This window comes from Alkalihalobacterium elongatum (assembly GCF_019024285.1).
GTDB classification, from domain to species: Bacteria; Bacillota; Bacilli; order Bacillales; family Bacillaceae_F; genus Alkalihalobacterium; species Alkalihalobacterium elongatum.
Genome location: NZ_WMKZ01000028.1, coordinates 48,343 through 61,059 on the forward strand (window position 1 = coordinate 48,343; position 12,717 = coordinate 61,059).

A 12,717-nucleotide genomic window follows, 5' to 3' on the forward strand; every position below is an offset into this window, starting at 1 on the left:
TTGTATAAAAATATAAATCGAAATATTGCCATTACTATATCTATTAAACTTTTAAATATTTAATTCTTTGATTTCATCACTAGAGTAACCTAGCTCAGCCAAAATCTCATTGTTATGTTCACCTAGTTTAGGGGCTTGGAAACGGATTTCACCAGGAGTTTCTGAAAGTTTAATAGGCACTCCAATTTGTTGTATTTTCCCTAAATTCGGATCGTAGATTTCCTTAATGAGTTGACGATGGACCACTTGTGGATTTTCAATAACTTCATCAAAATTTAACAAAGGTGCAACACAAGCATCTACTCCATCAAACAAATCTGTCCACTCTGCCAACGTTTTTTGCTGTATGACAGCTTGAATTTCTGCCTTCATTTTAGTCTGTTGTTCCATTGGAGCCTCAAGTTGCGGTATTAAATCATCTCTGCCAATCGTCTTACAAAATTCAACCCAAAACTTTGGCTCTAATGCACCCACAGATATAAAACGCTGGTCTTTCGTCTCATATACTTCATAACATGCAAGCCCGCCATTTAAAACCGATTGCCCTCTTCCAGGAAGACTCTTTGTTGCTATATAGTCTGGTAACAGTGTTTGCAGCCAAGAAATCGATCCATCTAACATCGAAATGTCTACAAATTGCCCTTTACCCGATTTATTTCTTTCAAGGAGCGCCAACAAAATACCGTTGATAGCCATTTGTGCACCACCACCAATGTCAGCAATCTGGACAGATGATGAAACTGGCTTTCCTTTTTGCTCACCTTGTTGGCCTAACAAACCAGCAAAGCTTAAATAATTTATATCATGACCTGGATATTGTGAATAAGGACCATCTTGACCATAGCCTGTAATCGCACAGTAAATTAATTTAGGGTTAATCTCTCTTAACGTTTCGTAGTCTAAGCCTAATCTCTCCATAACACCTGGACGAAACGATTCTACTAATATATCCGCTGTTTCTACCATTCGTTTAAATAGTTTTGCCCCTGTTTCTGTTTTGAGGTCTAAGGCTACACTTCTTTTATTACGGTTTAGTGAAAGAAACATATGACTATGACCATCAACCTGCGGCTGATTCCAGCGTGCATAGTCGCCAACTTTAGGATCTTCAATTTTAATTACATCTGCTCCAAAGTCTGCAAGAGTTAATGTACAAAATGGCCCTGGCAGTAACCGACTTAAATCTAGTACACGAATATTTTCTAATGGTAGTGGCAAATGAACACCTCTTTTCTAGTATTTTTAACAAACGTGTAATCTTTTAATCTCTTACATAATCCTCCGTTTATGTAAGTGCTTTCAAGTAACTTTTTCTTAATAATAACAATAGTCTGTATTTTTTACAAGTGTTTACTTTTTGAATTTATATTTAAATTTTGATCATTACTAATCTTGTATAAATTTTAGTCATTGTTTAACGCTTAAAAGCTGCAGCTCCATCATCTACAAATGTAACATGAGCATTCACGAAAGACGCATCATCACTTGCTAGAAAAGCAACAACCTTTGCTACTTCTTCTGCTTTCCCTGCCCTTCTTCTCATTTGTCCTTTTTCAATTTGCCCCCAAACTTCAGTGTTTTCCTTCCACTCTGAAACGATATTCGTATCAATTAAACCTGGAGCAATTGCGGTAACTCGTATATTGTATTTTGCTAAGTCAAGCGCTGCTGCCTTTGTCATCATTACAACTGCACCTTTACTTGCATGGTATGGGAATTGTTTACGATCGGCAATGAAACCATAAACAGACGCCGTATTTATAATCACGCCCCCTGTATCTTTCATCGCATTTCCTGCAGCCTTAATACCGTAAAATACACCGTGTTGATTAATAGCCACTGTTCGTTCATACTCTTCTATAGACATCTCTAATACATTACTTGGTTGATTTTCCACCCCAGCGTTATTAAACATAACATCAATTTTTCCAAACTGATCGATCGTTTGGTGCACAAGAGCTTCAACACTGTCATAGGATGCGCAATCTACTCGAACGGCTATAGAAGTGCCGCCAAGTTCAGCTAGTTCAGAAACCGTTTGTTGGGCTCCTTCTATATTAATGTCTGCTACTACAACTTTTGCTCCCTCACGGATAAATTCTTTTGCTGTTGCCCGGCCGATTCCTGATGCACCACCAGTAATAACTGCTACTTTATCTTGTAATCTCAACATAGCTCACTCCCATTTCTAATTTTATATTTCAAAGCTACTGTTATTTAACCACTGAGCACCGTCGATTGTAATACATTCTCCATTAATGTACTGTGCTGCTGGTGATAGTAAAAAGTGTGCTAAATTTGCAACTTCCTCCGTTGTTCCTAGACGTTTTGATGGAATGCTATTTAATACTTTTTCAGCCTGCTTTTCAGTAGGCCATAATTTTTCAACTGCACCCGTTTCTGCAATTGGTCCAGGTGCAATGGCATTTAAGCGTATTCCGTATTTCTTGCCCCATTCAACCGCTAAAGTTCGAGTCATCGCTAAAACTCCAGCTTTAGCCGCAGCTGAATGAACAGTACCTGGACTCGCCATCCATGCATATGTCGTTGATATATTTAAAACTGAACCTTTGTGACCGTTCTCAATCCACTCTTTACCTACTGTTTGAGTACAATACCACGTTCCATTTAATACGATATCAACGACTGCATGCCATCCGTTTAAAGATAAATCCTCTGAATCACAAATGAAGTTTCCTGCAGCATTATTTACAAGGTGATCAATTTTACCAAATGCCTGCTTCGTATCCTCAACCATTTTCTTAACTGCTTCTGGATCTCTTACGTCCATTTGCAAGCACAGTACTTGGTTATCAAATGTTTCAATTTCTCTTTTCGCTTCCTCCAATTTTTCTAATGTTCTTCCAGTAATAACGACATTCGCACCTTCTTCGGCAAATTTTTTAGCCATACCTTTACCAATCCCACTTCCTCCACCAGTGACAATGACTACATTTCCTTTCATGATAACCACATTCCCCTCGTTAAGTTAATTGTTGTTTTAAATCTCGTTTTATATCATTTTGATGTACGATACTTTTGTAAACGCTATCATTTATTTATGCTAGTTATTGCTTCGGAATGACTTCTTCTTCTACTTCCCCAGTAACTGTTAATGAAGGTTCTGGACTCGTTAAGTTTCTAATAATAAGGAAGATAATCTCTATGATTAACATCCCAAATCCTATCGGGACTAAAAATATGAAAGGATATAGAGGATACATCTTTCCACCAGCAGGAAAGGCTAACCCTTCCTCTACCCCGCTAAGTCCGTACTGCAGCCCGAAGTAGAATACTAAAGAGAACAAGACTAATTCAACAAACAATAGCAGGATTACAATCAGTTTTTGAATTTTTTTACTTAACTTTGAGACGATCATTGTAATTCGTGGAAATATCCCTGTTCCATATGCGTAAGCAACTCCAGGAAATAGTGCAAGCGGCATAAAATAGTACCTAACAATTTCATAGTTTCCTGGAATCGACTTTGAAAGTATATTCCTACTAAGCACATCTGCAACAATAAAAACCATCATTAAAAACAAGCAAATACCACTTATGATCAATCCGATAAATTTAATTCGACTATAGATCACATAACTCTTTTTCAATATTGCTGGCATACATAACACCTCCTAAGTTTTCTAGTCATCTTACATCGTACTTGGTAGCCATGTAGCAAGGGCTGGGAAAATAATTAATAATCCACAGACAACAACAGCTACAACGACTGCAAATACTGTAGTGTAGCGGAACACACTCTCTACAGATATTTTACTTACACTAGAAACCGCATAGACACTTAGGCCAACTGGAGGAGTTATAAGTCCTAAAGTACAAATGACCGAAACAAAAATCCCGAACCACAACACATCTACATTCATCATTTGAATAATTGGTAATAACACAGGTAAGGTCATTAAGATTACCGCAGCACCTTCGATAAACATGAAAAGGACAAAAAATACAACCGTTAGTATCATTAACACTAATGCTGGGTATTCAATTAATGGACCCATCATTTCCACAAGTTTTCTCGGTAATAACGAAAGAGATACAAATCGACTAAATATCTTTGCACCGATTAAAATGAGAATAACCATTCCAGTTACTTTAATCGTTTCATTAAAAGAGTTAATTAGGAATGTTTTATTAACTTTACCTAAAATTAAAGCTGCGATAAAAGCTGCAAATGCACCGACTGCACCTGCCTCCGTTGGAGTAACAAAACCAGCGTATATGCCTCCAAATATAATCGTTGCAATAAATAAACCTACAAATGTAACGATAAATATTCGCGAAGTATCAATATGCTTATACTTAATAACTTCTCCAGTTACATCTTCGCTTTTTGTTTTATTGAGCCAATAGAACATACAGCCTATAAAAACAAACATGATCATTACACCAGGAATTATGGCTCCGATAAATAGGTCTCCGATCGGTGTTTCTGTTATGACCCCGTATAAAATCAAGATAATACTTGGGGGGATAATCCCAGATAAAGATCCACCAGCTGCTGCAACTGCACCTGCTAAACTATCCTTAAACCCATGCTTCTTTAATTCTGGTACGGCAACTTGACCGAGTGAGGCAGAAGTTGCTGTACCCGATCCAGAAACAGCTCCCAATAATCCGCCAACAATAATTGTTAAGGCACCTAGCATACCTGTTTTTCCTCTAGATATGTTATATACGATCGTAAACATATCTCTAACGATGCCAGCCTGCAAAATAAACTGTGCCATCAGTACAAACAAAGGAATTGTTGTTAATGTATAACTAGCCGCCTGAATAAATGGATCATTACGCAGGAAACCTGGCAATATTGCAGTTCCTTCAACTAAAATGAGTCCGATAATACCAACTGCTAGAAGGACAGAATGGATATATAAACCTGACAATAATAATAAGAAAAATACTGTTCCAACAATTATTATAAGTAAAAAATCTGGCACAATCTCACCCCTTACTATACTAGTGGAAGCATTCTATCTATCTAATTTATTTCCATGTAGATATTGATAAAATGCCTACCGCTTCTATGAAGCGGTAGACCTATGACTTACTTTGTTAGAGCTATTCGATATCCATAACTCCTTCAGGAACTGAACCACCTTCTTCAATGAGTAAGTCTCTCCAAAGCTTCACTAGCTCTGTTCCGTTTGCACCTCTCTCATTGACAAGATCGATATATTGGAACCAAGTATCCTCAATCCCTGTAACAAAATGTTCTTGTACCTCTTGGTCTAAGGTTTCAAAATCTACAAACTTACCACCATTCTCCAGTGAATAAGCTCTGATTTCATCCGAACGATTGATCCACTCTTGGGCAGCTGGTTCAAACTGATCTTCAGCCACCTGCAACATTACCGCTTGAATATCTTCTGGGATGCTATTCCACTTATCCTCTGTCATTGCGAAAAATGAATTAAAGTGACCAAAATTAACTCCTTGCAAAGTGTAAGTAAATAAATCTTGGAAGCCATAACCCGTCCAGTCAGCTATACTATAAAAACTACCTTCAAAAGCACCTCTACTCATGGCATCAAACATTTCAATTGCAGCCATCGTTACTGTACCTACTCCGATGCTTTCTGCATACATTTCGTGAATACGTGAAGGTGTTCTTAATGTTGTCCCAACAACATCATTAACTGCATTAAACTCATGACCTGTTGTCGAAATTGAATATTCTTGAGTTGTAGGTAAGGCTAAAGCAAACAATCCTTTATCAGTAAATTCGATCTCATAAAATGTTTTACCATCTTGAATAGGAACATCACTTTCTACTAATCTTTTAAATGCCCTCGAAGCAATTAAAGTGTCAGAGTGAGTCAACGGCAACATCGTTATTTCAGCCATTGGAAATCTTTGCGGATCATAAATTGGCAATAATGGGGCAGCAATATCTGCGATACCTTGACGGATACCATCTAATTCATGTGTAGCCTCGACTAGTTCACCAGAAGTAAACGTTTCGAACTGAACTCTTCCATTTGTCTCTGCCTCCACTTGTTCCATCCAAGGTACGAAGAACCCTTGCCACCAACCATGCTGTGCACTTAAACCAGAAGTCACTCGCAATGTAATCGTTTCTTCACTTTCTGTAGAATTATCGTTAGAACTACTATCATTGCTTTGTGTTTCAGAAGAGCTAGAACAAGCAGCAGTAAACATAACAGCAATTGTTACTAAACTTGCAAAAATCGATAATTTAAACTTCTTCATTCATATACCTCCTAAAATAACTTTTTTGTAAGCCCTTACATTTATTTATGTAAATGCTTAGGTAACTATAATAAAGACTGAACGATTGTTATACCTCTTAAACTTACGGTATTGAGAGAATGCTAATTACTAATATGGCTTCACCTCCAATAATTGATCTCGTTTAAAAATTAAACGTTATTACTACTCATAAACGACCCACTTTTGACTTTTTGTTTAATTTTATTCAATAATATCAATTTTCAGTCTATTTTACAACTATTTATTTTTTGAATTTATTTTCAATAAAAGGTGTGATAATTCTAAAAATTTTTGTATAATGGTAATTACTAGATATGATAGAATATTATAGGTCTACCTTATATAGTGTAAATACAAGGATTAAAGTGTTTATTTTCTATCAACTTGTATACAATTATTACCAAGTAGTCGAGCGAAAAGGAGGTTCATCTATGTCTTTAAGAAAGAAAAAAATCGAGAAAAAGAAAGAGGAAATATTAAGGTCAGCAGCTGAAGTTTTAAGCGAAAAAGGCTATCACGGTGCTACCATGGAAGATATTGCGACAAAGCTATTAATGACTAAAGGTTCTATGTACTATTATTTTAAAAATAAAGAGGATCTTTACTATCAATGTCATAAAATGATGATCGATAAGAGCAATGAAAAAATCGAAGAAATTATTAATAGTAATAAAAGTGCCATTGAAAAATTAAGTTCTGCAATTGTTTCCCACATACAATTAGCAACAACTGAAAAAACAATGTTTAGTTTAATGGACAAGCCAGAACAAAAATTTTCAGGTGAATATTTAGCTGATATTTTACAACAACGATCTGATTATGAAAAATACTTCGACAAAATTATTAATGAAGGAATTGAAACTGGCGAATTTGACAATGTTGACGTAAAACTATTACGTTTACTGATCTTAGGCTCATTAAACTGGATATTGGAATGGTATTCTCCTGAAGGTGGCAAAACACAAGATGAAATTTCCGAAGCATTTTCAGACTACCTATTACGCATTGTAAAAAAATAGTATAAACGAATGAGGCTGACGGCTATAAGTATGAAGTCAGCCTCGTTTTTATAGTGTAAACCTAACTTTGGACAAGGTAACCCCTTCTTTTTGGAAACCGCCTGGTCCTTTTTCTACTTTAGAACAGGTAACTTCCTCCTGGTGGAAATCACCTGTTCCAAATCGTGCCTTTAATTATTCTTCTGATAAATATTGAACCCATCATCAAACCTCATAAAAATTTGAGCCCAGACAAGATATTAAGGTTGATCGCTCGAAAGCATCTCTAATGTATTTTTAAGGGTATTTGTAAACTGAGCGGCTGTTACACCATCAATAAAGCGGTGGTCATAAGTAATAGATAGCTTCATTACTGGTACAATGACTATTTCATCCTGATCATTTACTATAGGAGTCTTTATAATAGCGCCAGCAAAAATAAGCGTAGATTGAGGCTTATTTATAATTGGTGTCCCTGTTTCAATCCCTAAGCTACCTAGATTCGAAATCGTTATTGTGCCTCCAGAAATATCATTTAGAGATAATTGATTGGATTGAGCTTTTTTACTTAAGCCTTTGACTTCATGAGAGATATCATTTATTGATTTACTTTCTACGTTTTTAATAACAGGTACAACTAACCCTTGTTCACTATTAATTGCAACCGAAATATTAACATCCTTATAAATGGTAATTTCATTTTCATTCAATATACTGTTAACAATCGGATATTCACTTACAGCACTGCCCACAGCTTTAATAAGTAAATCATTAATTGTAACACCATCTAGCTCTTTTTTTAGCTTTAAGACGTTTTCCATATTAACAGTTACCACTTGAGTAAATTGTGGTATGCTTTTCCAACTATCAAGCATATTTTCTGCCATTTTCTTTTTTACGGAATTGAGAGAAATAGTTTCTTTAACTTTTGGACCTTCTCCTTCTTCACCTTTTGCAGGAAATGCTGCTGCATTTTGAACATCTTTTTCAGTAATTAAGCCATTCTTACCCGTTCCTGTAACTGTTTCAATATCAATACCTAGTTCTTTCGCAAGCTTTCTTGCTTTCGGTACAGCTCGTTTTTGACCTTCCGTAGAGATTTGTGGTTGTGTTCTTGAAGGTGGTGAGGCTGTTTGTTTATTAAGGTCTTCTCCGCTATTCGATGGATCATCATTATTATACTTTGATATATCAATATCTTCGTTTTCATCACCAATTACAGCGATAACTGTATTAATGGAGACTTCTTGATCTTCAGGAACTAATATTTTCTTTAATACTCCACTTTCCTGCGCTTCAATTTCAACAGAAGATTTTTCCGTTTGTAATTCAAATAAAATTTCACCTTTTTCAACCGTTTCTCCTTCATCAATTAACCAAGCAGCAATTGTACCAGATTGCATCGTAACTCCTAGTCGCGGCATAATTACTTCCTTCATACACTCACTCCTTAAAATTAAGGGCAATGTTAAAGACTTTTTTTCACAACAGCCACTTTTAACAGTGCCCAATAAGTAAATTTTCTTAAACTACTAGTTTAATTATTTTTATTTTCGGAAAATTAAATGTGCTGTTTGTCTATTTTAGTAGTCCATTAATTCGTGAACACTTTCGATGATTTGCTGTTCGCTTGGGCGGTAAAATTGCTCCAAATAAATACTTTGAGCTATGGGCACATCAGGACTACCGATTCTTTTTATAGGAGCTTGCAAATCAAACATTGCTTCTTCAGAAATTTGAGCTGCAATTTCTGCTCCAGAACCGCCTGTTTTTGCTTCTTCATGAACTATTACTACTCTTCCTGTCTTTCTAACAGAGTTTAATATCGTTTCTTTATCAAGCGGCGCTAATGTTCTCAGATCAATAACTTCTGCTTCGACTCCGTTATTAGCTAACTCATTTGCTGCATTTAAAGCAGTATGAACCTGTAAAGCTGTTGCTAAGATCGTTACATCAGTACCCTCTCGCTTGACATCCGCTTTCCCTAACGGAATTAAATACTCTTCTTCTGGAACTTCACCTTTCATGTCATAAAGCACTTTATGTTCGAAAAACAACACCGCATCATTATTACGAATAGCTGTTTTTAATAACCCTTTCGCATCATAAGGTGTAGATGGAATCGCAATATGCAACCCTGGCCCATGCATAAACAGTGCTTGTGGACTTTGTGAATGTTCTGGCCCAGATCCTCCAGCAATTCCAATTGGTAAACGAAGGGTTACTGGCATATCCATCGTCCCTCCGTGCATCCAACGCCATTTTCCTAATTTATTGTATACTTCATCGAAAGCAATTCCTACAAAGTCTCCAAACTGCAATTCAGGAATGGGTCTAAGACCTGTTAAAGCCATACCTACCGCAGCTCCAACTATAGTCGACTCAGCAATTGGCGTATCAAATACACGCTCACCAAATTTTTTATACAAGCCTTTTGTGGCTCCAAATACACCTCCAAATTTTCCGACATCCTCACCAAATAAAACTGTCTTTGGGTCGCGTTCCATTTCTTCAGTTAGTGCTTCAATAATAGCTTCACGCATCGAAATTTTTCTCATCATGTTACCCCCTTTTATGAAAATAACCCTTCATATATTCTGTTTGGATCTGGCAGTGGTGCTTTTTCAGCAACTTCTATCGCTTCTAAAATTTCTACTTCTATTGATTGGTCAATATCAGCAAACTCGCTAACAGAAATTAGTTCCGCATCTAGTAATTGCTTTTTAAAATTTTTAATTGGATCTTTGTTTTCCTTCCAATCTTTTAGTACCTCTGGGGCAACATAATCATAAGGGTCTCCTTCAAAGTGACCACGATGCCTAAACGTTTTTGCTTCGATAAAAGTAGGTCCTTCCCCGCGTTTCGCTCTGTCTACAGCTTCTTTTACAACCTCATTAACTAGTAAAGTATCATTTCCATCGACGACATAGTTTGGAATACCATAACCATCTGCCCAATCAGCAATATGTTCTCTTACTGAATGGGTTTCGGTATGGTGACATGAAATCGCATACTCATTATTTTCACAAATATAAACTATTGGTAGCTTATATAAACCTGCCCAGTTCAGCGACCCATGTAAGGGTTCTCTAGATGCTGCACCATCGCCAAAGTAACACAATGTCACTCGGTCAGTTCCTTGTATTTTTGCAGAATACGCCGTTCCTACTGCTAAATTAAATTGAGAACCGATTGTTCCCGCTTGGCCTAACACTCCTCTTGATACATCTGCACTGTGAACAATTCCAGCCCCCAATCCTCTTGTTGTTCCTTCAACGGTTCCTAAAAAGTCACCATACAATTTAGAGAGCGGAACTCCTTTTGCAATCTTTTGATTACAGCCCCTATGGTTATAAAATATATAATCTTCATCGCGTAAAATGTTTCGGATCGATCCAGCTGATAATCCTTCTGAACCTATTCCTGAATGATAGAACCCTGATACCTTCCCTTCTTGCATTAAACGAATCAGGTGTTCGTCAAACTTTCTTATTTTTACCATTGTCCGATAAAAATCTTGTAGAGTTTCCTTTGAGTAACTAGAAAGCTCAATATCTTTTTTATAGATTTGCGCCACGCAGCATCACTCCCTAAAATTTTTTGATCTATTAATACTCCGAAATTTTATACTGATTATTCGGAAAACTTTAGTCATATTTAGACTAAGAACTTCATTAACCATTGCTATTGAACACTCCACCCACCATCGACTGGCATAATAAGACCTGTAATATAGCAAGCTTCATCTGAACCGAGGAACAGAGCAGCATGTGCAACTTCTTCTGGCTGTCCTACTCTACCAAGTCGACCTGCAGTATAATTGTTGGCGACTTCTTTGTTTTGCAGCCCATCGGCAATCATTGGTGTGTCAATTGCACCAGGACAAATACAATTAACTCGCACATTATACTTTCCATTGTGTACAGCCAGGTCTCTAGTTAGTGCGACTACACCACCTTTAGCAGCAGTATAAGCATAAGCTCCCTTGACGCCTAGAATTCCATTTAAAGAAGTGTTATTGATAATACTTCCTTTATTCCTCCTTCTCTACTAGACTACTGATTAAATCTTGCGATAGTCTATCATAACCTTTACAGCATCTTTTGCATTCATTTGTGTTTCAAAGGCTTCCTTTGCGTGCTCAATTGGGAATGTATGTGTCACCAAATTTTTTGTTTGAACCTTTCTTTCCTTAAGCAACTGAATGGCCTTTTTTATATCCCCACCTAAGCAACCAATAATTTTTGGCGCTTTATGGACAATCTTGGTCGTGTCAATCGCAGCTTTTTTTTCAGGTAAACCAACAAATGCAATAACACCACCGCTTCTTACGATTTCAAATGACTGTTCTACAGCAGAAGGAGCACCAGCAGCATCAACTACAATGTCAGCCATCGCACCTTCATTGAAATGATAAGGACCTACTCCAACAATATCTTTGACTCTTTCTAAAACATCTTCTTCGAGAGCATTAATAACAACATCTGCCCCAGCCTTTTTCGCATATTCTAACCTCAACGGTAAAACTTCAGTGACAACGACTTGATGAACAGGAACTGATTTCATTACTTGCATAACAGCATTTCCAATAAGACCAGCACCTAAAACGACTACTTGATCTTCTTGTTTAGGCTTACATTGATCCACAGTGTATACCGCTACAGAAACAGGTTCGATCGTTGCTGCAGTTATATCATCAACTTCATCTGGAACACTAAAATAATTCATGCCCTTTATAGCATTAGAAATTTTGACGTATTCTGCAAATGCTCCTGGCAGTCCATAGCCTGTTGAAGCCTTGAACAGATTAGGACAGAGAGTATACTGCTTACTTTTACACCAAAAACAAGTACCACAAACCCCACTATAAAAACCTGTTCCTCTTTCACCGACTTTAATGTCTTTCACATTACTTCCAACTTGGACAACTTCACCAGAAAATTCATGACCCATAATTTGCCCTTTTTGAATATACAGTCCTGTCCCATAACTATGTACATCAGAACCACATATGCCACAAGCACTTACTTTTAGTAAAATATCGTTTTTCCCTATTACGGGCATCTCAACTGTTTCCACTCGAATGTCTCTAGGACCATAGTAAACTGCTGCCTTCATCCTACTATTCATTGAAACACCTCCTTATCCTATATAAAATTATAACTTTTACTAATACAATATTCAATATTTAACTTTTTAATAAGAAATTGAACGAACATTTAAATTAATGAATGTATTTTTATAAAGTAAAAAAAAGCTTAATAGACTGATAAAATTTTTCATATAGGAAAATAAATTATTACGAAATAAATTAATTGCGATACAGTTTATACGCTGTTAAAAATATAACAAGGAGTATCAAATAAAGATAAAATAAAAAAGACAGCAATTTAAACTGGTCCCCATGTCAAGGACACTATAAAAAAAGAGACTATGCAACTAGAAGGTGATCCCTATATTGAATAGG

The 12,717-nt window shown here is 36.5% G+C and carries 11 protein-coding genes and 1 pseudogene; 1 reads left to right on the plus strand and 11 read right to left on the minus strand.

Annotated features, from left to right (window positions below; translation table 11 throughout):
• Positions 1 to 51: 51 nt before the first annotated feature.
• The 6 genes from GKP30_RS19590 to GKP30_RS19615 form a co-directional block, all read right to left on the minus strand.
• On the minus strand, positions 52 to 1,218 hold the full coding sequence (locus GKP30_RS19590) for a CaiB/BaiF CoA transferase family protein (protein WP_216831155.1): 1,167 nt from the start codon (positions 1,216 to 1,218) through the stop codon (positions 52 to 54).
• Positions 1,219 to 1,414: 196 nt separating this feature from the next.
• Complete coding sequence (locus tag GKP30_RS19595) at positions 1,415 to 2,173, minus strand: SDR family NAD(P)-dependent oxidoreductase (protein ID WP_216831156.1); 759 nt, start codon at positions 2,171 to 2,173, stop codon at positions 1,415 to 1,417.
• A gap of 21 nt (positions 2,174 to 2,194) precedes the next feature.
• On the minus strand, positions 2,195 to 2,965 hold the full coding sequence (gene fadH, locus GKP30_RS19600; RefSeq protein WP_216831157.1) for a 2,4-dienoyl-CoA reductase: 771 nt from the start codon (positions 2,963 to 2,965) through the stop codon (positions 2,195 to 2,197).
• 103 nt (positions 2,966 to 3,068) lie between these two features.
• Entirely contained in the window at positions 3,069 to 3,623 is a 555-nt protein-coding gene (locus tag GKP30_RS19605; protein WP_216831158.1) for a TRAP transporter small permease, read from the minus strand.
• Between the two features lie 30 nt (positions 3,624 to 3,653).
• The gene (locus tag GKP30_RS19610; protein WP_216831159.1) at positions 3,654 to 4,958 is read right to left on the minus strand and encodes a TRAP transporter large permease; all 1,305 of its coding nucleotides are present in this window, start codon (positions 4,956 to 4,958) and stop codon (positions 3,654 to 3,656) included.
• 121 nt (positions 4,959 to 5,079) lie between these two features.
• Positions 5,080 to 6,231, minus strand: a complete 1,152-nt coding sequence (locus GKP30_RS19615; protein ID WP_216831160.1) for a type 2 periplasmic-binding domain-containing protein — start codon at positions 6,229 to 6,231, stop codon at positions 5,080 to 5,082.
• A 452-nt stretch (positions 6,232 to 6,683) separates the two neighbouring features.
• Here GKP30_RS19615 and GKP30_RS19620 point away from each other — a divergent pair, with 452 nt between their 5' ends.
• Positions 6,684 to 7,271 (plus strand): TetR/AcrR family transcriptional regulator, encoded by a 588-nt coding sequence (locus GKP30_RS19620; protein WP_216831161.1) that lies wholly within the window; start codon positions 6,684 to 6,686, stop codon positions 7,269 to 7,271.
• Positions 7,272 to 7,510: 239 nt separating this feature from the next.
• On the opposite strand, the gene GKP30_RS19625 is transcribed toward GKP30_RS19620, so the two are convergent.
• The 5 genes and pseudogenes from GKP30_RS19625 to GKP30_RS19645 form a co-directional block, all read right to left on the minus strand.
• Positions 7,511 to 8,689 carry a dihydrolipoamide acetyltransferase family protein gene (locus GKP30_RS19625; protein WP_216831162.1) on the minus strand — a complete coding sequence of 393 codons (1,179 nt, stop codon included), beginning with the start codon at positions 8,687 to 8,689 and terminating at the stop codon, positions 7,511 to 7,513.
• 144 nt (positions 8,690 to 8,833) lie between these two features.
• The gene (locus GKP30_RS19630) at positions 8,834 to 9,808 is read right to left on the minus strand and encodes an alpha-ketoacid dehydrogenase subunit beta (protein WP_216831163.1); all 975 of its coding nucleotides are present in this window, start codon (positions 9,806 to 9,808) and stop codon (positions 8,834 to 8,836) included.
• Positions 9,809 to 9,822: 14 nt separating this feature from the next.
• On the minus strand, positions 9,823 to 10,827 hold the full coding sequence (locus GKP30_RS19635; RefSeq protein ID WP_216831164.1) for a thiamine pyrophosphate-dependent dehydrogenase E1 component subunit alpha: 1,005 nt from the start codon (positions 10,825 to 10,827) through the stop codon (positions 9,823 to 9,825).
• A gap of 107 nt (positions 10,828 to 10,934) precedes the next feature.
• A pseudogene (locus tag GKP30_RS19640) lies at positions 10,935 to 11,282 on the minus strand (SDR family NAD(P)-dependent oxidoreductase); the annotation flags it as partial.
• Between the two features lie 30 nt (positions 11,283 to 11,312).
• A complete protein-coding gene (locus GKP30_RS19645) occupies positions 11,313 to 12,380 on the minus strand; it encodes a zinc-dependent alcohol dehydrogenase (RefSeq protein WP_236035229.1) in 1,068 nt (355 codons plus the stop codon).
• Positions 12,381 to 12,717 lie beyond the last annotated feature (337 nt).